Raw genomic sequence first — 24107 nt, forward strand, 5'->3', positions numbered from 1 at the left:
GCACATAGGTAGTCAGGACAATTAATAGGTATTTTAATGGATAAAGTGTCGAGCTTAAATTGCGAACAAAGCACTAGTTGGTTAACTAATATATATAAAAAATTAGTGACTAAAGCCTTTTCGTCAATTGAAACAGGTCAAGTTGTTTTAATTGAAGGAAATGAGCGTACAGTTTTTGGTGATGTATCGTCTGCGTTAAAAGCAACAGTAACAGTTAATGATAAAGCTATGTATAAAGCGTTTGCGTTATCTGGAAGCGTTGGCGCTGGCGAAGCGTATATTTTGGGACATTGGTCTTGTGACAACTTAACTTCATTCATTGAGATATTTGCTATAAATGAAAAGCAACTTGATGAGTTTGAAAAAAAATTCGCATTTTTTAGTAATATCGCACACCGGTTTAATCACATAAAAAACAAAAATTCAGAATCGGGTTCTAAGAAAAATATTGTTGCTCATTACGACTTAGGTAATGATTTGTACGAATCATTTTTAAGTAAAGAAATGCTCTATTCAAGTGCTGTATATCCTACAAAAGAAGCCACACTTGAAGAGGCTCAGCAATACAAGCTTAAACGCATTTGTGAGCAAGTTGAGCTTCAAAAAAATGATTCAGTAATTGAAATTGGTACAGGGTGGGGGGCATTTGCTATATATGCTGCCACACATTACGATTGCCATGTAACAACAACAACCATATCTGATGAGCAACATGATTATGTAGCTAACAAGATTGTTGAACTTGGTCTTGAAAGTAAAATAACATTACTTAAGCTCGATTACAGACTACTAAAAGGTAAATACGACAAGCTTGTTTCTATTGAAATGATAGAAGCGGTTGGTCATGATTATTTGCCGAGCTTTTTCACTCAGTGTGGTGAGCTCCTAAAAGACGATGGCGCCATGCTTATTCAAGCAATTACTATTGGCGATCAGCGTTATAAGCACTACTTAAAAAACTCTGACTTTATCCAGCAGTATATTTTTCCGGGCGGATGTTTGCCATCGCTTAACGAAATGAGTGAGCAGATTAAAAATAATACCGATATGGTTATTCATACTGTTAATGATATTGGCGCTCACTACGCACGAACATTAGCAGATTGGCGAACTCGTTTTATAAAAAGTTGGCCTGATTTAGACCGCTCTAAATTTGATGAACGCTTTTATCGTTTATGGTTATTTTATTTTGCTTATTGTGAAGGTGCGTTTAGAGCCAGAGCAACAAGTACGGTACATTTAATGGCGCGTAAACCTCGTTTTACTAGTGATAACGATGATATTGCGCTCGGTTACTAATTTTGTTCTATTTCAAGCAGTGTGGTTTTTATCATTGCTGCTTGAAGCCAATTCGCTACTTTTTAGTGGCTTGATTATTGTTTTAATGTTTTGTTTGTCAAAGCAGAAAAAACAAGACTCCTTACTATTAATTAAAGCCCTACCTTTAGCACTATTGTTAGAATTTATAGCGGTAAAGTTAGGCTTGTTAGAATTTAAAGTTTATCCCTTCCCTCTATGGCTCGTGTTTTTATGGGCTGCATTACTACTTTCTTTAAATACCTCAATGGTTTTTTTGAGTAAATTAAAGCTTTGGCAGGCCTTTTTGGTATGTATGGCATTTGCGCCAGCAAGTTATTGGGCTGGAGCGCGCTTTGGAGTAATAAGTTTAGGTTTACCTTTATGGCAATTCTGGCTCGTTTACGGGGCGCTTTGGTCTACAGTGTTTACTGTTATTCTTTTCATAAACCAAAAAATCAAGTTATTTATCAATCGCTGATCTTCCACAATTTCTATTTCGTAACATTACCCATTGACTCAAAGGGAGCTTATTTTGAAATTTTTACTAAAGGCAGTTACTTTTTATTTGCTTACCACTTCAATTGTTTTAGCTAACACACAATTTAATAAAGTAGGCGAAGCACGAATGGAGTATTTATTTTGGGATGTATATGACGCTGTGCTATTTACCCCTTCAGGTAATTACAGCGCAGGAACACATCCTGTTAAGTTTAAGCTTACCTATTTACGTGACTTTGACGCTAAAGAAATAGTAAAAGCAACAAATGAGCAGTGGGAACATCTTGGAAAAACAGGGCTGGCAGATAAATACGACAGTAAATTGTTGTCTATTTGGCCTGATATAAAAAAGGGTGACTCACTAACATTAGTGACAAATGAGCAAGGTATGAGCACTTTTTATCATAATGATGAAAAAATGGGTGAAATTGATGAACCTCAATTTTCGAGTGACTTTTTAGCTATTTGGCTTGATGAAAAAACCTCTGAACCAAAATTACGAAAGCAATTATTAGGGAATTAATATGAACATATTAAACACGTTAAAAGCAGCTGTTATGAGCCTCTCGGCTCTACTTTTAATTAGCTGTTCGGCACCAAATGTTGAACATTATAAAAATACATCGCCAAATTTCGACTTTAAAACGTTTTTTAGCGGAAATTTGAAAGCCTATGGTGTTGTACAAGACTTTAAAGGCGAATTGACCCGAAAGCTTGTCGTAGATATGAATGCGACTTGGGATGGTAACCAGGGCGTTATTGAAGAAGACTTTGTTTATGATGATGGCGAAACCCAAAAGCGAATCTGGAAAATAACGTTAAATGAAGACAATAGTTTAACGGGGACAGCAGCTGATGTTATAGGTACAGCAAAAGGCAAAAGTGACGGCAGCGTATTTCATTGGAATTATGATGTAGAGCTTCCATACGATGGCAGTACTTTAGAAGTGAATTTTGACGATTGGATGTACCTGGTTACACAATCGCGCTTGATAAACCGCACATCTATTGTTAAGTTTGGAGTCGAGGTCGGGGAAGTGACCTTAGTTATCGAAAAAATATAGCTTATTTACCCAGTTGCTTAACTTGCGCCAAAATTGTACTCAAATTAAGTCTTTGTTAACCCAACACGCTGTATTCTACCGAGAATTATTTAAATTTTACTCATTTTTTAAGAATTTAAGCAAAAAATGCAATTTGCTGTTGCTAACTCTTTAAAAATGCATAAAGATAGGTTTTGCGAAGGCAAAATAATAACGAATAGGAATCTAACAATGAATAAAGCTCAATTAGTTGAAAAAATTGCTACTGATGCAGAAATCTCTAAAGCCGCTGCTACTCGTGCTCTTGACGCGTTTACAGGTGCTGTAACTTCTTCTTTAAAAGAAGGTGATTCAGTAGCATTAGTTGGTTTTGGTACTTTCTCAGTAAAAGAACGTGCAGCTCGCACTGGCCGTAACCCACAAACGGGTGCTGAGATCCAAATCGCAGCGGCAACTATCCCAAGCTTTAAAGCAGGTAAAGGTCTTAAAGACCAAGTAAACCCTTAATAGGTTTAACGAATTAAAATAAAAAAAGAGCTATTTAGCTCTTTTTTTTTATGTTTAATAAAGACATCAACTGATGCCTTTATATTATAAATTTATGCTTTTAAGGCTTTATCGCCTCGGCCAATGCCAACAGCACCAGAACGTACAACTTCAATAATATCGGTTTCATGACGAAGTGTGTCTAAAAACGATTCTATTTTGTCTGTACTACTCACTAGTTGCAGGCTATAGCTTTGTCGGCCCATATCTAAAATAACACCCTGGAACACATCAACTACGCGGGTAACCGCTGCACGAGTCGTCTCGTCTTGAGCAAATACCTTAACAAGCAATAACTCTCGCTCAATGTGACTCATTTCTGTTAAATCGATAATTTTAAGCACGTCGACTAATTTGTTAACTTGTTTTGTGATCTGCTCAACCACTCTGTCATCACCCATGGTGGTAATGGTAATACGTGATAACGACTGATCATCAGTTGTGCCAACAGTTAGGCTGTCAATGTTGTATGCACGTTGTGAAAAAAGCCCAACAATACGTGACAGTGCACCTGGTTCGTTTTCTAATAGAATAGATAAAATCCGACGCATTATGCTTTTACTCCTTTACGTAACCACATCTCATCAATGCCACCTAACTTGATTTGCATTGGGTATACATGTTCTTTCTCGTCTACAAGAATATCTAAAAAGACTAAACGATCGTTTATGCTCATAGCTTTATCGATTGCAGGTTGTAACTCATCAAGTGTGTTTACTTTAATACCCACATGCCCGTAGCTTTCAACCAACTTAACAAAATCAGGCAGTGAGTCCATGTAAGATGATGAATGACGACCGCCGTAAACCATATCTTGCCATTGGCGTACCATACCTAAAGAGCGGTTATTAAGTGATACAACTTTTACAGCTAGGTTGTACTGCAAGCAGGTAGATAGCTCTTGAATATTCATTTGAATAGAGCCATCACCCGTAATACATACAGATTCTTTATCCGGAAAGGCTAATTTTACGCCCATAGCAGCAGGTAAGCCAAAGCCCATAGTGCCTAGGCCGCCTGAATTTATCCACTGACGAGGATGCTTAAATGGGTAATATTGCGCTGCAAACATTTGGTGCTGACCAACGTCAGAACTTACGTAAGCATCGCCATTAGTGGCTTTATAAACAGCTTCAATTACGGCTTGTGGCTTAATTTTGTCGCCATCTGTGTTGTAGCTTAAACATTTTTGTTCACGCCAGCTGATAATTTGGCGCCACCAATCTTCTTGCGCGCTGCGATCTATTTTAATTGGGCTTTTATCAATACCCGTTTGTAGTTGTTCTAGTACTGTTGCTAAGCAACCTACAACCGGTATATGCGCTTTGATTGTTTTTGAAATTGAAGTTGGATCTACATCTACATGTACAATTGTGGCATTTGGACAAAACTTTTTAACGTTATTAGTTACCCTGTCATCAAAACGAGCACCAAGCGCTAAAATCACATCGGCGTTTGCCATTGCTTTGTTGGCCTCAAGCGTACCGTGCATGCCTAGCATACCTACAAAGTTTGGATGTACACCTGATATGCCGCCAAGCCCCATTAGTGTATTGGTAATGGGTGCATTTAACGATTCAACTAAATGCGTTAATTGCTCTGACGTATTTGAAATAACAATACCACCGCCAGAGTAGATAACCAGTTTTTTGGCCTCTAGAATAGTTGTTACCGCTTTACGAATTTGTTTTGAATGCCCTTTAGTATTAGGGCTGTATGTTCTTAGCTCTGTTGTTTTAGGAAATTCGTATTCAAACTTTATAGCAGGGTTAAGCATATCTTTAGGAAGCTCAACTACAACGGGCCCAGGACGACCTGTACTGGCTATATAAAAGGCTTTAGCTAAGATTGTTGGGATTTCTTTAGCACTTCTACAGTTAAAGCTGTGTTTAACTATAGGGCGAGAACAGCCAACAATATCAGTTTCTTGGAATGCATCGTCACCAATTAAACTTGTAGGCACTTGGCCTGATAATACAACCATAGGAATTGAATCCATGTAGGCCGTTGCAATACCCGTTATACAGTTTGTAGCGCCAGGGCCTGAGGTTGCAAGTACAACACCAACGTCTCCAGTAGCACGAGCATAACCATCAGCCATATGTGTGGCAGCTTGTTCATGACGTACTAATATATGCTCAATATCATCTTGCTGAAAAAGTGCATCATATAAGTCTAAAACCGAACCACCGGGGTAGCCAAATATGTATTTTACCTTTAACTCTTTTAATGCCTGAACTACTAGTTCAGAGCCATTATATTCTTGTTTACTCATCCTCATTCCTCTGTGCGCTTTTTTTATGCATAAAAAAACCCCCGCGTAGTGCGAGGGTTTTTAAAAAGCAGTATCACCTTTTAATACATCCCCGCTGGGCTTATAACTAAGACCAGTACGAGTACGACTAAAAGGTTAATTTGTGTGTTCATAGTTTTTACTCTACTTAGCAAAACACTGCTTTTAAATTAAAAATTCTGTATAGGTTTATTTTTAAGGGTTTTGAACCCTTATGTCAACCTCGAAAGTGGCTTTTTGCATTTTAAATTCGTTTTGTAGCTTTTTTTAATTTAAATCTTCAGAAATACTGTATTTAACTGAGTTATCTAGCAGAAATTATGCGTTTTAGGTTGTGTGTTTGATTTTAGTTATAAAAGAGTGTGAAAGACCATTAACTTTTATTGCACATGTTAACTATATGTTTTTATCGCATGTTTAAATTTCTATTATTAGGTATGATTACTACATAATTATGTTTGAGGAAAATACAGTGAAAAAAGTGACGTTAATTGCGCTTTTAACTACGCTATTAAGCCCTATAGTAGCGGCTAATAATTTAAGCCCGCATGATGTTGGTATAACTAACGAAGAACGTATTTTATATTGGCTTAAAAAAAGAGACCAAATATCCTCTAGTGAGTTAGATAGTTCATTTAAGTCATATATGAGTAACAAAGAAGTTGCCAATCACTCAATTAAAAATGGCTTTAGGCAATTTAAATCCTCCTCTACGGATTTTTCAAACACAAATAAACAACAAGCCGCTTTTTCAACGTCGTTAGTGCCTGATCAAAGCGTTAATGATGTAAAAGTGTTAGCTATCTTAATTGATTTTCCTGACCTCAATCATGACGATAATCGACTTGTAGAGCAGGACACAGATATGTTTTACGCTGATTATTCAACTGAACACTATCAGCAAATGCTTTTTAATACTGAAGGTTATGCGGGCCCTGATGGACAAAGCATATCAACGGCTGCTGATTATTATAAAGCAGCGTCTGGTAATAGCTTAAACTTTAACGGGCAGGTATATGGCTGGGTAACCGCTGATAACAATGCAAAAATATATGGTGAACGCCAAGGCAGTACACGTGATAAAAATGCGCCCGCTTTAGTCAAAGAGGCTGTGGAGAAGGCGGTTGCAAAGTTTAATATTAATTTAACGGACTATGATTTAACTGATTTAGATGATGTAGATGGCGATGGAATTATTAACGAACCCAATGGCATTATTGACCATGTAATGATTTTTCATTCAAGTATTGGCGAGGAAGCAGGTGGCGGTTACCTAAGCACTGATGCTATTTGGTCGCACCGCTACTATGTATTTGATGAAAATAGCGGGCCGAGCGAGATTGCAGGCAGCAGTATTAAGCTCTCTGGTTACACAATTAATCCAATTGATGCTGGGATTGGCGTGGTGGTGCATGAGTTTGGGCATGACTTGGGATTATTAGATGAATACGACTTACAATCTAACACGGTAGGTGAGCCTGTCGCGTCTTGGTCAGTTATGTCGACAGGAAGTTGGGCAGGTTCTCCACGAGGCTCTGAGCCTGTTATGTTTAGCCCTTATGCGCTTGAATATTTACAAAATCGATACCAGGGTAATTGGGTTAATCAGCTCACGCTTGATATGGATGCGATAGATGCTAACGCACAGCAAACATTAATTAATACTGCGAGTACTTCACAACTACAAAGCCAAATAAAAATAACACTGCCATCTCGACTCGAAAAATTTAAAACGCCAGTAGAAGGCGATTTTCAATACTATTCAAATACGGGCGACAATGTTAGTAACAGCTTAGTTAATACAGTAACGCTACCAAACACAACTGAGGCACTTACTTTAAGCTTTATTGCTTATTACAGTATTGAGCGCGACTATGATTTAGTACAGGTAAAAGTAAATGGGGAGCCTATTGCTAGTAATTATACCCAAGCAATAAACCCATACTATGGTGACATTGGTCCGTATATATCAGGTGATTCATTTTTTAATAGTGATGCTAAGCAGCCTAACGGCTATTTAACTCATGAGTTTGATTTATCAGCTTATGCTGGGCAAATGATTGATCTAAAAATTGAATACATAACAGATGCGAACACACATTATTATGGTTTTGTTGTGGATGATATGCGTATTGTGCAAAGTGATACCTTAATTTGGCAAAATAATGCACAAGATCAAATTAACACCGAGTTTAATGGCTTTGAAAAAATAGGTAGTTACACATATGCATCGCCATCACATTACTATTTACAATTGCGTTCATACACAGGTGTTGACAGTAGTTTGCAAGCAGAGCAGTACTCACCGGGATTATTATTGTGGTATAGCAATGAATCTCAAGCCGATAACAACACGACAGAGCATCCAGGTAGTGGTTTTGCATTAGTGGTAGATGCTGATCAGCGCTCGATAAATAAAGGCAGTACGCAAACTCCGGCTGCTTCAGCAATTCAAATTCGTGATGCTGCTTTTAGTTTATATCCACAGCGAGCTGGGTTAGGTGATGATGATTTATCAGCTATTACAGAGTTTACTGATAAAACCGACTATAGTTTTTCAGCGCAACAGTCATCGGGCGTTGTGCTTCCACAGGTTGGCTTTGGGTTTAATATTATAAGCCAGTCAGCTGATAGTGAAGATATAGAAGTAGAGCTTAATTACGATGTTACTAAAGGTATTAATTTTACCAAAACAGGTTTAATCGTTAATTTTAATGTAGAAGGTTTTGCACTCACGCCTGCGGATAAATTTACGTGGAATTTTGACGATGGTAGCTCAAGCACAGAGTTAACGCCTACTCATGAATACCAAGATTATGGCACCTATAGCGTTGAGTTTATGGCAAGTAATGATACTTCACAGCAAGTAGCTGTAGCTCAAGTTACATTAGCTGAGCCATTATCTGTAAATGAAATTGAATATGAAATAAACCAAGGAATATTAACAGCTCAAGCTTCGTTTACAGGTGGAGTCGCACCGTATACTTATAATTGGCAGCTAGGGGATGGAAGTACTTTAACGACGCAATCGCTCACTTATAATTATTTATACTCTGGTGATTACCAAGTAACGCTTACAGTGACAGATAACGAAGGCACGGAGCAAACTAAAGCGGTTGATGTAACGGCAACTGTTCCGCTTAGCATAGACGCAAACGTTACAGTAAATGATTTAAGCGCTCAATTTAATGCGCAAGTAACCGGCGGCTTTAATAGTTATACTTACAGTTGGGATTTTGGTGATGGCAGTGCGGTATCAAACTTACAAAACCCAAGGCATACTTATCAAACTGGCGGGGCATTTAGTGTAACGTTGAATGTTACTGACACTCAAACAAATGACACTTTTGCTAAAGAGTTATCTCTTACAGTGCAAAAGCAACAAAGTAGTTCGGGTTCAAGTGGCGGATCATTGGCAGGTTTATTAGTGTTATTACTTTTATGCTTACCTAGGATAAAGCGCAGCTAGCAAATAAAAAAAAGCCCGCTAAATTAGCGGGCTTTTTAAATTAATAACAAATATTAATTATAAACGGTCAATTACTGATTGAGTGAAATCAGTTGTACCGTGGCTGCCGCCTAAATCGCGAGTTGTACGGTCGCCTGATTTAATTACATCAGCAACAGCACTACGAATACGCTCTGCTGTATCACCCATATCTAAATGCTCAAGCATTTGGATAGACGCTAAAATTACAGATGTTGGGTTAGCTAGGTTTTTGCCAGCAATATCTGGTGCACTACCGTGTACAGCTTCAAAAATTGCAGCGTCTTCACCAATGTTAGCACCTGGAGCCATACCTAAACCGCCAACTAAACCAGCACAAAGGTCAGATAAAATATCACCAAATAAGTTAGTCGTAACAATTACGTCAAACTCTTCAGGTGTCATTACCAGTTTCATACACGTTGCATCAACAATCATTTCATTTGATTCAATTTGTGGGTAACGCTCAGCTACTTCACGTGCTACTTTTAAAAACAAACCAGATGTTGATTTTAAAATGTTAGCTTTATGAACAGCAGTTACTTTTTTACGACCTTCACGTACCGCTAGCTCATATGCAAAAGTTACGATTTTTTCTGCGCCTTCACGCGTAATTATCGATTTTGCTTCTGCTTCATTACCGTCTTCACTTACTATTTGGCCTGCACCTGAGTACATACCTTGCGTATTTTCACGAATAGTAATGATATCAATATCGTCGTAACGTGCTTTAGTGCCAACAAATGATTTAACAGGGCGTACGTTAGCGTATAAACCAAATTGCTTACGAAGTGTTACGTTAATAGACGTAAAACCTTCACCTACAGGCGTTGTTAATGGGCCTTTAAGAGTGATTTTGTTTCTAGCTATTGTATCAACCGTGTCTTGTGGAAGTAACTCACCTGTTTTTTCAAGTGCAGCTAGGCCAGCATCAACAAATTCATAATCAAAGTCGCAACCTGCGGCTTTTAATATTTCAAGTGCTGAGTCGATAATGCTCGGACCGATGCCGTCGCCTTTGATCACTGTGATGGTTTGTTTGGCCATTGACTTTTCCTTTAAAGAGTTTGATTTGCACATAAATTATTACCCTGAGAGGATAATCGCTTGTTAGATCATTTATGTGAACGTGCTTGAAAATTTAAGGGCGCATTTATATCAACTTATCACCCATTTTGCTAGTTTATACAAGAAATACTGGGTATACACCAAAGTTATAATGGGTATAAAGACGTTAAATAGGGTCCCATAAATTAAATACTATTAAATAACGCGAGAGATTCTAATTTTTGATTAAAATCAGTTGGGTTTTGCCAATTTAGTATTTTCAGCTGTTCGTTTAATGTTTGCAGTTGCCACGCTGTTAGCGCAAGTTCTGGTTTAAAAACACTCTGTGCAACAATTTTAAGTGTGATCCAGAGTTTATGAGAATCAGTTAAGTGTTTTTTAGGTGTTTGCTCTGCTTCTAAAAGTGCCGTTGTCCATGGGTTGTCACTTAATAAATGAGTAAGCTGTTGCGTTAGTTGCTCGTTATTAATTGAATCCACACCAAAAAATGAGCAAATAGGGGCACTCAATGTTTTATTTGGTGTGTCGTCAATCAGCGTTTTACGAGAAAGCTGTGTACTGCATTGCGTTAATAAAAAATGAGCATAAGCATATAAAGGTAATGTAATGTGTTCAAACTGGTCATGTTTATTTTTACTGACTAATAAGGCCATTATTTTCACTAAACCATTTAATCTGTTAGTAACGTAGGCTTGCAGAGGGTGTGGGGTAACATTAACTAATTGCTCAAAAACAACTCTTTGAATTATCGCAGGCGCATTATAATAACCGACCATCGATAAACTATGCTTTAAGTCTTTAGCGGCCTGATGCTCCTTATTATAAGGTTTTACTGCCTCACATAAATTAGCAACTACCTGAGGGTGAGCCGCCATTAGCTGGCTTAGCCCTTTATAGCTATATTCGTGCTGTGACTTAATATTACTTATTAGTTCAAGTAAAGACTGTGCTTTATCAACGTCAACCACACTTTTTGACTTAACATGTTCACTGTTAAACACTTTGAAGCTAATGGTTTTATCAGCGCAATGCCATTGTTTTGGGTTGTCGTTAAGCGTTGCTTTAACGCTAAACCAAGCCAATTTATTTGGATTAGCGGTACTAATTAAAATATGTTTTTGCTGCGCATCAGTCGCTAAATAAATCATGGTTTGCTCGGCATAAAAAACGCGGCTTCCCGGTAACAGTGGCCCCAAATGAGCTATAAGTGATTTGATTAGCTGCAGTGCAAACAAATTTGGTGTGCGAATGTACAAGTCAGTAAGTGCTTTAAATAAACTCATGTGTTTATTAGCCGTATTACTAGTAATGTTCATACTAATAATATTTGCTAAAGCAATTAGTGTTATGCCCCCATCGTAAAGCATTATTTTAGGAGCACTTACCAATGCTTGTTTATATTTACTTAACTTAGCTAATAATTGCGTAACGGGTTTGGCAGAATCGCCACTGGATAACATTACTTTAGCAGCTAACTGATGACGCATTTTCCATATGTTTTTATCAGAGTCTTGAAAAGGTGTTTGCTCACAGAGCTTGTTTAATTGCGCTCCAACACATAAATGCTCAATGAGTGAAGCCGCTATGTATAGCTCGCTTAGGGCATTGTTATAGTGTTGAGATTTACAAAGTGCAGCGGTTATTACACTCTGGCTAACAACTAAGTTGGTGGCATAAGAATAATTAGGATTATAAAGTGTTAAACGAGCTTGTAATGCGAATGGCTGTTCGCTATAGAGCACTCTATATTGCTCAGCTAGCTTACTTGCCATGGGGTATAAGGCTGTCCATTTTTGTTTATTGTTATAATAGCTTAAAAACAGCTGCGTATTATTAAGCAGCTGCTCTAAAGTAGTTGAAACAGCTTCATCCATTAAACCTTCACCTAATTTTGTTCTTGATATTTATTATATGCACTAGGACCCCATAAAAATAGCTGCCCATTTTTAAATAATAACCCAGTACATTCATCCATAGTGGTTATACCGTCAGATGTTTTATGCTGTGTGCGGTAAAAAACAATCTGAAATACCTGTTCACCATCTCGTTTGGCATAAGTAAGGTCGGGGCTGCCTAAATAATCAAGCACAGTATTTAGTGTTGTTGGCTGCTCAAGTGATAGTTTTTCGATATAACGTTTATTAAAAGCTTCTCGGTCTTGCCAGATCATAGCCTGAGGATCGTCTTTATAAAAAGTGATCACCAAGGCTGCTATCAGTGCATATAGCCCTAAACCTAAGATTAAATATCGGATAAATTTTTTCAATATGGTTTACTCTGACTCCGGTAACTAATAATAGTATACGTTTTGTAATGTTTAGAGGCTATTAACTTGCGACTAATTAAGTCTTAACTGCTTTAAACTAAAGCCTAAATTTATATCGGTGCGTAAACTAACCAAGTGCTTTGAGATTACGTACATATCCATATTAGCGGCTAACTTTGCTTTAATACTCGGGCTTAGAGACTCATCTTCGGCCGCATGCTCAATTGAATTATAGTTATTAACTATTTGCTGCGCAGACTTAGTACCTATTCCTTTTACTCCCGGAATATCATTTGTTTTATCACCAGCCAAAGCCCAAAAATCAACGAGTTTATTTTGCTCAACACCAAAACGCTCTTTTATACTTGTCTCATCTAAATAGAGTTTTTTAAAGTAATCATAAACTGTAATGTAGGGGCCTATATAGGGTAAAAAGCCTTTATCAGTAGAGACAACAGTATTAGCTATTTGATTATTTGATGCTTTAAACGCAAGCGTTGCAATAATGTCATCGGCTTCATCGTTAATAGGCTCAAATACAACAATACCGGTTTCTTCTATTGCGGTTTTAAAGTGCTCTAAGGCATCTTTTAGCACTTGAGGCATTGGGGCACGGGAGTGTTTGTAGTCTTTATAAAAATGATAACGCCAGCTTTTGTCACCATCAAATACCGCAATCGCATGGGTTGCATTACTTGTATCTAAAAGCTTTTTACACGCATGAGCTACACGTGCACAGCACGTTTGTATCATTTGTTCATCGCTGTGATGTTTTTGATTAGCGTCAACGGCGTAAATGCGCCTAATTAAATTAAGCGCATCAATAAGAAGTAAATGGGGTTTCAAACTATAAAACTCATGCTTTTATTTTGTAACACGGAATGTATTTGCTGCCAGGGAGTTTCATACGGCCTTGATCAACAAATGCTTGTAATAACGTATCCATATTTTCCATAAGGGCAGGCTCGCCACTTAAAATGTATGGACCGTTTTGCTTAATGGCTTTAACGCCTTCGTCTTTTACATTTCCAGCTACAATACCTGAAAAAGCTCTGCGTAAATTAGCCGCTAATAACTGCTTTGGTTGATCAAGATGTAAATCAAGACTTGCCATATTTTCGTGTGTTGGTGCAAAAGGTTGTTGAAAATCGTTATCGATTTTTAACGTCCAGTTAAAGTAGTAGGCATCGCCTTCGCTTTTACGGTAATCACGAACATTGGCCATAGCCGATCTTAGCTTTTGCCCAACTAACTCAGGATTATCAATAATAACTTCAAACTTATCTAATGCTTCTTTACCAAGCGTCATTTCAACAAATTCACACAGCTCTTTAAAGTACGCTTCACTTTCTTTAGGGCCAGTTAAAATTACAGGCAAACATTGTTTGGTGTTATCTGGATGCAGTAATATGCCTAATAAATATAGCAATTCTTCTGCAGTACCTGCGCCACCAGGAAAAATGATAATAGCGTGAGCTGTTCTTATAAAAGCTTCAAGGCGCTTTTCAATGTCAGGTAAAATAACTAATTCGTTAACAATAGGGTTTGGTGGCTCTGCAGCAATAATGCTTGGCTCTGTTAGGCCTAAGTAACGGTTATTGGTATTGCGCTGTTTTGCATGGCCAATAGTGGCACCTTTCATTGGGCCTTTCATGGCACCAGGGCCACAACCAGTACAAATATTTAATCCACGTAAGCCCAGTTCGTAACCTACTTGTTTTGTGTATTTATATTCAACTTCGTTTATTGAGTGTCCGCCCCAGCATACAACCATACTTGGCTCGCTATTAACACGCAATGCACCTGCATTTCTGAGCATATCGAACACCATATGAGTAATGGCTTTTTGCTCTTTTAAATCTTTTTCGTATTTTTGACAAATAAACAAAATATCGCGAATAACAGAAAATATATGCTCGTGAATTCCGGTAATTATTTCGCCATCAACAAATGCGGTTTCGGGTGGGTTTTCAAGCTCAATTTTAATGCCTCGCTCGCGGCTTACTAAACGAATATCAAAATCTTTGTATTTGTCGTATATATCGCTACTTTCGTCGGTATGGCTACCTACATTAAGCACTGCTAGTACGCAGTTTCTAAATAACTTATAACGCTCACTAGCAGAAGATTGCTCTAATAAATCAACTTCTAATTGCGACAGTAAATCTAAAACCCCAGTTGGGTTTAACTGTATTAACATAGACGTTCTCCTTACTGCTAAATCGTAAAAAACTACTTGTCATAAAATTTATAATGGCTATGACATTATTTACTGGTACAAAGTCTATCTCGTCCTGAATTTTTGGCCTCGTAAAGAGCATCATCTGCTCTATCAAATGCCTTTAACAGAGTATCGCCTTTTTTAAACTGAGTTGCACCTACCGAAATAGTGATCTCAATTTGTTTTTCTCTAAATTTAAAAGGTATATTTTTAATTACCTTTCTTACTTTATCCAGAGGTAATGTTGCGTTTTCAAGCGATACACCTGGCATTAACAATACAAATTCTTCACCGCCGTAACGCGCTATAAAATCGGACTTTCTTACCGATTTTTGCAACGCTTTTGATATGACCTGTAAGGTAATGTCACCTGCGGTATGGCCAAATCTATCATTGATAGATTTAAAGTGGTCAACATCAATAACCGCAAGCGTAACATCTGATGGCTGCACATTAAACAAATGCATTTCGTGACTGTAACGTTCATCAAATGCAGCTCGGTTAGGCAGTTTTGTAAGCCCATCAAGTAAACTTTTAAAGCGCTGTTCGTTTAAGCGTTTTTTATACGTTGTTAACTTATCTTCTAAAGTAACAATTCGTTTGTTTATTTCACTAAAGCTAGTGCTAAGCATTTCTCTATCTTTTCGTTCTAACTTTTCTTTTGCTAGAAAATCTTCGCTTAGTGATTTTAATTCGTTATCTACGAGTTCTTTTAAAGATGAGATTGACGTTGCTTTTTGTGTTTGTTCGTTGAGGTTTTTAATTTTTAGTTCAATGCTTTTATTCAACGAATCAAACTCAATACTCATCGATTCTGAGTGTCTACTAGTAGAGACAATAGAATTATGTAGATCTTCGAGGGTTTGATTTAATGAAACTAAAAAGCTTTGTGCAGATTTACGCTCTTTGCTAATGTTTTTTACTACGACTTCAATTATGTTAATCGCAACATCGAGTAATGCATCGATTGTGTCACTTTCTGTAATATTATTTTTTATACTATTAATTTGTAGTGTAGCTTCTTCTTCAAGTATAAGTTCATTAGCTAGCTCAAGTAGTTTTTTTGCACGAGCTTGTTTTACAGGGCGCTGATTATCGGCTTGAGGGTCTTGCTTAGTTAGCAATGCTTCATGATAAAAAAGAATAAGTTGATCAAGTAGCGGAATATAACCATGGGTTGACTGAACGTTATTAATCTCTTGATCGAGTAAATTTCTCAGGGCTCTGCGAGTATCGTCAGGTAAACCTTTAGTTTTTTGTAACTGTTTACCTGCATTTTGTACACTGTTGAATAAATCACGTTGCTGAGCTTGCTGAATCGATTCTTGATTTTTAAGTAATATCAAAGTTTCACTAACAAGGGGGGAGAGGTCTTCAAAGCTCATACCTTTATTGAGTGCACTTCTAAATTTAGCAAGGCGATTATCTAACTCAATATCAAGCCCTTTACAGCTTAGCGAAAGTTTAGCTGCAAAGTCGCACAAAATATCCACTTGATGTTTGCGTGCACTCTCAATAGCCATACGAGCATCAATTGCTTGTTTGAGTTTTTTATCTGTTGGATTAGATCTTTCAGACACCTAAGCGTACCGCCATCAAATTAATTTTATTATCTTCAGTTTACAACAAATTTTTATTATGTGTAGTTATCTAGTAAAAAACTTAGAAATTTTAATAAGCTACTACGTATAAACTCGTATACGGGGCAATTTGTCGTATTTAATTCACTTTTAAATAGGGGCTTGCTAGTCTTGCAGGCAATTAAGTTTCCACTAAGAGTTTCTATGAAAAAGTTATTAGCCCTATCTATTTTAGCTGCATGTTCAGCACCTGTATTTGCCGATGTAAATTATTCTTTAGAAATTTCGCAACCACAACATCATTTAGGCGATGTAAGTGTTGAGTTTCCAAAAACAGCGCAAGCACATCTTGATATAAAACTTCCTGCATGGCGAACGGGTCGCTATGAAATGCTAAACCTTGCCAATGGCATTCGTTACTTCAAAGCTAAAGATGAAGATGGCAAAGAGTTAAAATGGGAAAAAATTGATCACAGTACATGGCGTGTACACCTTAATGAGCCAACAGAAGTTAATGTTGACTACCAGGTGTATGCAAATGAGCTTGGTAAGCGCGCTCGCCACATTGACGACAGCCATGCATTTATAGATGCATCAGGCTTTTTTATGTTTAGTGAATCATTTCGCCAAGAGCCAGTAACCGTTAATTTAGAAGTGCCTAAAAAGTGGCGCTCTGTATCGGGTATGGATAATTTAAAAGGCAAAAATTCATTTAAAGCAGCAGATTACGACGTACTTGTTGATTCTCCAATCGAAACGGGTATTAACCAACTACACACATTTGAAGTAGATGGCCGTGAATACGATTTAGTTATATGGGGCGACGGTAACTACGATGTAGAGCAAATGCTTACCGATCTTAAAAAATTAGTTGCCACTGGTAATGTAATTTGGGATGGCTATCCGTATGAACGTTATGTATTTATGGTACACGCTACGTCGGGTGCTGGTGGTGCAACAGAGCATTTAAACTCAACAATTATTCAACGTCCACGCGATAGATTTGGTAGCCGCGAAGATTACCTAGCCTTTATTAGCACCGCTGCGCATGAGTTTGTTCATACGTGGAATGTTAAAGCATACCGCCCTCAAGGTTTAGTGCCGTACGATTACACTAATATGAATTACTCTAAACTGCTTTGGATTGCAGAGGGTTCAACAAGTTATTTTGAAGATCATTTAATGGTTCGCTCTGGTATTGAAACCACAGATGAATTTTTTAAAGTGATGAGTAAAACCATTAATCGTCATTTACAAACACCGGGCCGTGAAGTGCAAAGCGCAAGCGAAACAAGCTTTGATAAATGGATTAACCAAGGTGGCGATCATGCACGTAACTACAGCACTAATATTTATTCAGAAGGTTCATTACTTTCATTAGTTTTAGATATCGACTTGCTAGAAAAAAGCCAAGGTAAAATAAGTTACCGAGACGTTCACAAATCACTTTATAACAATCATAAAATGCCAGCTGGTTTTACAGATATAGATGTACTTAATATCTTAAAAGATTTAACAGGACGTGATTACTCAAGCTGGTGGCAAGAAAATGTTGAGTCGCCTGCAAGTATTAACTTTGACGACTTACTTACTAAAGTAGGCTTGAAATTTGAACGTCCTGAAAAAGCAAAAGCGCTTGCAAGCATTGATGCTACCGCTAAAAACACAGGCGAGTTACTTACGTTAAGTTACGTTCGCCGTGGTGGCAGTGCGTGGAAAGCAGGTTTAACTACCGATGATAAAATTGTCGCTATAAACAAACATCACGTAGGTAAAGATTTAAAAACCAGCTTAGAAACGTTTAAAAAAGGCGATAAAGTAACCATTGACTATCTTCGTCGCGATGCTCTTGAAAGCTTAACATTAGTATTATCAGAAGATTTTGATAAGCCTAAAAAAGTAGTTGCTGATAAAGAGGCAACGCCTGAGCAAAAAGCACTATTCAAAGCATGGATTGGCGTGGAACATCCAAATGATGTGACAAAAAAATAAATTCAGTTTTTATAGCGTTTAAATATAGTTAACAATTATTAAAAAAGAGCTTCGGCTCTTTTTTTGTTTTGTATAATGGCGTATATAATGTACATGGAAATTTAATATTAAAATTAAATTTAATTATTATTTAGTATTTCTCTATTATTAAATAAAATTATTTATGGATATAGCCTCAAAATGAAATTAGATAACCCGACTTCAAACTTAACCCATCAATTTGTAATTAACGACTATTTGCATCAGTTATTTGATGCGGTAAATGTTATTTCTGTTCAAGGTTATGACAATGAACGTCGTGTTATTTATTGGAATGAAGGCAGTGAGCGACTTTATGGATATACCAAAGAAGAAGCCATAGGACAAAAAATAGAAGACCTTATAATTCCAGAGCCAATGTGTGAGTTAGTTATTAACGCACATAGTGATTGGGTAAAAAAAGATATAGAAATTCCAGCATCTGAAATTATCTTACAAGACAAAGATGGAAACAATGTATCGGTTTTTTCCAGCCATGTTATGTTTACAAATCAATATAATACAAAACAAATGTACTGTATTGATATTGATTTATCTGAGGTTAAAAAGGCACAAGCAGATGCGTCATTTAATGAGCATATGCTAAAAACTATTTTTGGAGCAATTCCTGACTTATTTTTCTTGATGGAAAATGATGGAACTATTATTGAGTATCATGCCAGTAATGAGACCGATCTCTACACCAAGCCAAAGCAATTTATTGGTAAAAAAATGGGTGATGTACTCCCTCAAGATGTAGCCAAAAAATTTGAAACCTATATCAGCCTTGTATTAGAAAAAGAGCAGATGATGAGCTTTAAATACGAGCTAGCTTTGCCCCATGGGCTCGTTTTTTTTGAAGCAAGAATAAATAAAATAACAGAACATAACCAGTTAATGGTTATTATTCGAGATATTACAGAACAGCATAAATCAGATGAAATAATTAGACATCAAGCGTATTACGATAGTCTAACTTTACTCCCAAATCGTTTTTTAGCACTTGATCGTTTGTCGCAATTACTTATTGAAGCACAAAGAAATAACGAGAAAGCGGCAGTACTGTTTTTGGATTTAGATGATTTTAAAAAAATAAATGACTCTTTAGGCCATGAAACAGGAGACAAACTTTTAATTGAATCAGCGCAAAGGCTACAAGAGGCACTGCGAAAAGACGACACGGTAGGGCGCCTAGGTGGAGATGAGTTTATCGTATTACTACGAGGTATAACTGATCACCATGCAGCGCTAAAAATTACTGAAAAACTGCTCAATAACTTTAGAGCCCCTTTTAAAATTGAGGGCCGGGAGCACATACTTACAGCGAGTATTGGTGTAGCCATATATCCTGAAAATGGCACTACAGTCGCTGATTTACTACGAAATGCCGATACAGCAATGTATCAAGCAAAATCATATGGTCGTAATACTTATTCATTTTTTACTAAAAAAATGAACGTAATTATTCAGCGCCGACTAGTAATAGAAGAGCAGATGCGTGGCGCCCTTGAACGTAATGAATTTGAGTTATTCTACCAGCCCCAATTTGACGCCAAAAATAAACACATCATTGGTGCAGAAGCTTTATTACGCTGGCATAACCCTGTATTAGGTAACGTAACACCCGATGAGTTTATACCTATTGCCGAAAATACAGGATTAATTGTACCTATTGGCAAGTTTGTCATTAGCCAAGCTTTACACTTTTTAAACACATGGCAAAGTACCTGTAAACGCCAACAAAAATATACAATGGCTGTTAACTTATCTCCTCGCCAATTTAGAGACGTAGGGTTGCTCAGTTTCATTCAAAACTCATTGAGTGAAGCAAACGTAAATCCCGAAAGTTTAGAGCTTGAAATAACTGAAGGTGTATTGATGAGTTGCCACACTAATGTTGTAGATATACTGACTGAAATTACTGCATTAGGCATTAACTTATCAATGGATGACTTTGGCACAGGTTATTCATCATTAAGTTATTTGAGAGAATACCCTTTTAATGTACTTAAAATAGATAGAAGTTTTATTGATGGTATTGTACTAAACAATGAAGATTGTAATCTCGTAAAGGCAATTATTGCTATGTCGCACAGCTTAGGACTGACAGTGGTAGCCGAAGGTGTAGAAACAAAAGAGCAGCATACTTTATTGAACGAATTGGGTTGTGATTTTATGCAAGGCTTCTATTTTAGTAAACCAATACCAGCAAAACAGTTTCTTGATTTTTCGATGAATTTTGATAAAAAGTAAGATTAAACACTCGATTGTAACAATTCATTGCACGGCTATTGACCTTATTGTCCCATCGCGAGTAACCTGTTATAGAAACAAATAAAAAGGATTCTATAATGCGTTTAAAACCTCTTGTAGCTACATTAGTAGCTACATTTTCTTTATCACTTTCAAGTAGTGCCATAGCCGACGAAGGCATGTGGCAACCACACCAACTTCCAGAGTTAGAATCAATTTTAAAAGCCAAAGGGCTTGAAATTGATGTTGAATCTATTTCTAAATTAACCGAATTCCCAATGAATGCGGTAATTAGCCTAGGTGGCTGTACAGCATCGTTTGTATCGCCTAAGGGTTTAGTTGTGTCAAACCATCACTGTGTTTATGGCTCGGTACAATACAACTCAACGCCTGAAAACAATATTTTAGAAAATGGCTTTTTAGCTAAAAGTCCTACAGAAGATTTACCTGCAGCGCCGGGCTCACGCGTCTATGTAACAAAAACGGTTACCAACGTAACAGATGAAGTAATTAAAGGTACTAACGAGTTAACAGCAAAAGCACGCTACGACGCACTCGAAAAAAATGAAAAAGCGCTAGTAGCCCAGTGTGAAGCCGATGAAAGCTATCGTTGTAACGTGTATTCGTTTCATGGTGGTTTAGAGTTTTACCTAATTAAGTCACTTGAAATTAAAGACGTACGCTTAACTTATGCACCGGCAATGGGCGTAGGTAAATACGGCGGCGATATAGATAACTGGATGTGGCCGCGGCATACTGGCGACTTTGGTTTTTACCGCGCTTATGTAGGCAAAGATGGAAAACCTGCAGAGTACAACGAAGACAACGTACCTTACGTACCTGACTCTTACCTAAAAGTAAGTGCCAAAGGCGTGCAAGAAGGCGACTTTGTAATGGTTACAGGCTACCCAGGGCGTACTAACCGATACCGCATTGCAACAGAGGTAGATAACGTATTTAACGACAGCTACCCTAAAGCACGCGTTCATAACTCAAAATACGTGTCGCTTATCGAAGAAAACTCAGAAGACGGCAGTAAAGCGCGTATTGCTTACGAAAGCACCATTGCAGGTTATAACAACTATATTAAAAACTATGGTTCGATGATCGAAAGCTTCAAAAAAGGCACTATGCTTGAGCGCAAAAAACAGTTTGAACAAGACTTAACACAATGGATCAATAGTGATGGTGAGCGTAAAGAGCAATACGGAAGCGTATTAGGTGAGCTATCTGAGCTAATTGCGCAATCACAAGAGCACAGTGAACGCGACCGTATGTTAGGTTATGTGCACCGCTCACAAATGATCAGCACAGCACGACGTTTATACCGCTTAGCTTACGAAAAACAAAAGCCAAATAGCGAACGTGAATCTGGTTATCAAGAACGTGACCTACCGCGCATTAAAGCAGGGCTTGAGCGCATGACGCGCCGTTATGATAGCAAAGTAGACAAAGCTATTTTACTGCACTTTTTAGAACTGTATGCAGCACTTCCAAAAGAAGAGCGTTTTAGCGACGTTGATAACGTATTTAAAGTACAAAATGGGTTTGATAAAGCAACCCAAAGCGCGTTACTTGATAGCATGTATGAACAGTCAAGACTTGATAATGCCACTGTTCGCAATTCATTATTTGAGCAATCGTTTAGCCAGCTAAATCAAAGCCAAGACCCATTTGTGGAGTACGCTAAAGCAATCTTTAAAGTAATGAAAGCTGAGGAAGATAAATCAAAAGCACTTGCAGGTAAATTACAAGCAGCTCGCCCAGAGCTAATGAGCGCAATCATTGCGTTTAACAAAGCTAAAAACAGACCTGTATACGCCGATGCCAACAGCACACTACGAGTAACCTATGGCACCGTAGGCGGCTACTCACCTCAAGACGGCTTGGTAGCAACACCCTTTACCTCGCTTGAAGGATTACTAGCTAAAAACACCGATGTTGACCCATTTAATGCACCTAAAAAGTTACAAGAGCAAATTAAAGCCAAGCTTTACGGTGATTACACGGGTGGCATGAATACAGTACCCGTTAACTTTTTATCAAATGTAGACACTACCGGTGGTAACTCAGGTTCGCCAACACTTAACGGCAAAGCAGAGCTTGTTGGTTTACTGTTTGACGGTGTTTACGAAAGTATTATTGGTGATTGGGATTACAACCCTGAGCTTAATCGCTCAATCCACGTTGATTCGCGCTACATGCTGTGGGTAATGGATAAAGTAGATAATGCACAAAACTTATTAGACGAGATGACAATCGTAAAATAAGTAATTAGTGAGATAAGAGAAGGGCGCTTACCGTAAAGGAAGCGCCTTTTTTGTTGGTATTTGATTCGCTTATTTATGACTGCTAAGTGCCATGATCGGATAATCGAAACCTTAGTCGCTTGTTATATTTAAATTTTACGCTCAAAGGCTAGATATAAAGTTGCAAATAAAAAACCACTAAAGCCTTTTTCCATTTTTGATAACACCCACCCATCTCTTGCCAACTCGTTTGCTTTAGCGTTTGCTCTATTTAACATACCACCTGTAGCCCAGATTTGAGAAACTGCAATAAACTTATACTCCATGTAACACTCCTTTAAATATAACTGCTTTATCAGAGGACTCTTTCTCTATTTTTAAGCGAAAACGTCCTTATTTTATGAGCTTCTATTAATAGCAAAAAGCATAAGTTATTGCTAGCTATATATATTATGCTTATGATGGGTTATTTGAACATATAAAAAAGGGGGGAAGTAGTCATTAATTAATTACTCACTCAATGACTGATTCTCGCTCACAGCACGCTTCAGCAAAGTACCACTTGCTGTCATATAAATAGAAATTAGCAAAGGTGACCTCCTTTTCTTACCTTTTTGTTGGTGTTTGATTCGTATATTTATGGCTGCTAAGTGCCATAAGCGGACGGTGGTAACGCCCTGTTAACAGGCAATAAAATAGTTGGTTAAAATAAGCGACGAAGGAGCAAAAACCAACTGTTTTTTGTCCTTGTTTAACAGCTTGTTAGGCATATTTACAACCCATCTAGCTCTATCGTATAACCCAATAAATTTACCAAAAAACTAAGTATTATTGGAAAAAGCATAATGATGATAAACGACAAACCAATTTGATACTTTTTATTGCTCATATTTGATGTGGCAAGGCTAAATAATACAGTTAAAACAAGCCACTGAAAGATATTTAATATATTTGCTATAAAAGGAGAAAATACTAGATTGCTTTTATAAGCCTCTCGTATCACTAAACTATCATATGGCAAACTTAATTGAGGCCAAAAAAACATATAATTACTAACGAGCCGAGGAATAAAACTATTAGTGTAAACAGCTAAAACAGGCAGGAAAAATAAGCTTAAAAAGCAAACTATAAAAATAACTCCAGCAGTAATATATTTGCGATCCATCGATATGCCTAACACTTTAGTATTTATGCGACACGCAGTTTGTGTTGCATAATCGCTTGTTGGACTGAGGCGCTACCTGCTCGGTGTGTCAGAGTTGGTGTTGTTTATGCTATGGGAATTTGCTTTTTA

Annotated in this window: 19 protein-coding genes; 9 read left to right on the forward strand and 10 right to left on the reverse strand. The window is 37.4% G+C overall.

The window, feature by feature from the left end; all coding sequences use genetic code 11:
• Window positions 1-36: 36 nt before the first annotated feature.
• The 5 genes from I6F47_RS08160 (at window position 37) to I6F47_RS08180 (ending at window position 3347) form a co-directional block, all read left to right on the forward strand.
• Complete coding sequence (locus I6F47_RS08160; protein WP_165735776.1) at window positions 37-1299, forward strand: SAM-dependent methyltransferase; 1263 nt, start codon at window positions 37-39, stop codon at window positions 1297-1299.
• Window positions 1277-1777 carry a DUF2878 domain-containing protein gene (locus I6F47_RS08165; protein ID WP_197183666.1) on the forward strand — a complete coding sequence of 167 codons (501 nt, stop codon included), beginning with the start codon at window positions 1277-1279 and terminating at the stop codon, window positions 1775-1777. The genes I6F47_RS08160 and I6F47_RS08165 overlap by 23 nt, the downstream gene beginning before the upstream one ends.
• A gap of 54 nt (window positions 1778-1831) precedes the next feature.
• A complete protein-coding gene (locus tag I6F47_RS08170; RefSeq protein WP_010552972.1) occupies window positions 1832-2320 on the forward strand; it encodes a chalcone isomerase family protein in 489 nt (162 codons plus the stop codon).
• Window position 2321: 1 nt separating this feature from the next.
• A complete protein-coding gene (locus I6F47_RS08175) occupies window positions 2322-2861 on the forward strand; it encodes a DUF3833 domain-containing protein (protein ID WP_010552971.1) in 540 nt (179 codons plus the stop codon).
• Window positions 2862-3071: 210 nt separating this feature from the next.
• On the forward strand, window positions 3072-3347 hold the full coding sequence (locus tag I6F47_RS08180; RefSeq protein WP_002962474.1) for an HU family DNA-binding protein: 276 nt from the start codon (window positions 3072-3074) through the stop codon (window positions 3345-3347).
• Window positions 3348-3439: 92 nt separating this feature from the next.
• Here I6F47_RS08180 and ilvN read toward each other — a convergent pair whose 3' ends face one another.
• Window positions 3440-3937, reverse strand: coding sequence for an acetolactate synthase small subunit (gene ilvN / locus I6F47_RS08185; RefSeq protein ID WP_007580691.1), 498 nt, complete (start codon window positions 3935-3937; stop codon window positions 3440-3442).
• Window positions 3937-5661 carry an acetolactate synthase 3 large subunit gene (locus tag I6F47_RS08190; RefSeq protein ID WP_010552970.1) on the reverse strand — a complete coding sequence of 575 codons (1725 nt, stop codon included), beginning with the start codon at window positions 5659-5661 and terminating at the stop codon, window positions 3937-3939. The genes ilvN and I6F47_RS08190 overlap by 1 nt, the downstream gene beginning before the upstream one ends.
• A 490-nt stretch (window positions 5662-6151) precedes the next feature.
• Here I6F47_RS08190 and I6F47_RS08195 point away from each other — a divergent pair, with 490 nt between their 5' ends.
• Window positions 6152-9148 (forward strand): immune inhibitor A domain-containing protein, encoded by a 2997-nt coding sequence (locus I6F47_RS08195; protein WP_197183667.1) that lies wholly within the window; start codon window positions 6152-6154, stop codon window positions 9146-9148.
• Window positions 9149-9205: 57 nt separating this feature from the next.
• Here the strand turns inward: I6F47_RS08195 and I6F47_RS08200 are convergent, their stop codons facing one another.
• From I6F47_RS08200 to I6F47_RS08225, 6 genes are all read right to left on the reverse strand, one after another.
• Window positions 9206-10213, reverse strand: a complete 1008-nt coding sequence (locus I6F47_RS08200; RefSeq protein ID WP_007580684.1) for an isocitrate dehydrogenase — start codon at window positions 10211-10213, stop codon at window positions 9206-9208.
• A gap of 206 nt (window positions 10214-10419) precedes the next feature.
• Window positions 10420-12108 (reverse strand): hypothetical protein, encoded by a 1689-nt coding sequence (locus I6F47_RS08205; RefSeq protein ID WP_101216952.1) that lies wholly within the window; start codon window positions 12106-12108, stop codon window positions 10420-10422.
• 11 nt (window positions 12109-12119) lie between these two features.
• Window positions 12120-12503 carry a DUF3192 domain-containing protein gene (locus I6F47_RS08210; RefSeq protein ID WP_024591078.1) on the reverse strand — a complete coding sequence of 128 codons (384 nt, stop codon included), beginning with the start codon at window positions 12501-12503 and terminating at the stop codon, window positions 12120-12122.
• Window positions 12504-12572: 69 nt separating this feature from the next.
• Window positions 12573-13346, reverse strand: coding sequence for a flap endonuclease Xni (gene xni / locus I6F47_RS08215; protein ID WP_024609155.1), 774 nt, complete (start codon window positions 13344-13346; stop codon window positions 12573-12575).
• 10 nt (window positions 13347-13356) lie between these two features.
• Window positions 13357-14700, reverse strand: coding sequence for a nucleotide 5'-monophosphate nucleosidase PpnN (gene ppnN, locus I6F47_RS08220; protein ID WP_007580678.1), 1344 nt, complete (start codon window positions 14698-14700; stop codon window positions 13357-13359).
• Window positions 14701-14765: 65 nt separating this feature from the next.
• Window positions 14766-16301, reverse strand: coding sequence for a GGDEF domain-containing protein (locus I6F47_RS08225; RefSeq protein WP_197183668.1), 1536 nt, complete (start codon window positions 16299-16301; stop codon window positions 14766-14768).
• 204 nt (window positions 16302-16505) lie between these two features.
• Between I6F47_RS08225 and I6F47_RS08230 the strand changes: the two genes are divergently transcribed.
• From I6F47_RS08230 to I6F47_RS08240, 3 genes are all read left to right on the forward strand, one after another.
• On the forward strand, window positions 16506-18293 hold the full coding sequence (locus I6F47_RS08230; RefSeq protein WP_197183669.1) for a M61 family metallopeptidase: 1788 nt from the start codon (window positions 16506-16508) through the stop codon (window positions 18291-18293).
• A 180-nt stretch (window positions 18294-18473) separates the two neighbouring features.
• Window positions 18474-20564 carry a bifunctional diguanylate cyclase/phosphodiesterase gene (locus tag I6F47_RS08235; RefSeq protein WP_197100485.1) on the forward strand — a complete coding sequence of 697 codons (2091 nt, stop codon included), beginning with the start codon at window positions 18474-18476 and terminating at the stop codon, window positions 20562-20564.
• Window positions 20565-20662: 98 nt separating this feature from the next.
• The gene (locus I6F47_RS08240; protein ID WP_197183670.1) at window positions 20663-22834 is read left to right on the forward strand and encodes a S46 family peptidase; all 2172 of its coding nucleotides are present in this window, start codon (window positions 20663-20665) and stop codon (window positions 22832-22834) included.
• A 128-nt stretch (window positions 22835-22962) separates the two neighbouring features.
• Here I6F47_RS08240 and I6F47_RS08245 read toward each other — a convergent pair whose 3' ends face one another.
• The gene (locus I6F47_RS08245) at window positions 22963-23139 is read right to left on the reverse strand and encodes a hypothetical protein (RefSeq protein ID WP_165722958.1); all 177 of its coding nucleotides are present in this window, start codon (window positions 23137-23139) and stop codon (window positions 22963-22965) included.
• A 446-nt stretch (window positions 23140-23585) separates the two neighbouring features.
• Window positions 23586-23978: a hypothetical protein gene (locus I6F47_RS08250; protein ID WP_101163157.1), complete on the reverse strand. Its 393-nt coding sequence runs from the start codon at window positions 23976-23978 to the stop codon at window positions 23586-23588.
• Window positions 23979-24107: the final 129 nt, after the last annotated feature.

The organism is Pseudoalteromonas sp. NZS37 (assembly GCF_015864265.1).
GTDB classification, from domain to species: domain Bacteria; phylum Pseudomonadota; class Gammaproteobacteria; order Enterobacterales; family Alteromonadaceae; genus Pseudoalteromonas; species Pseudoalteromonas arctica.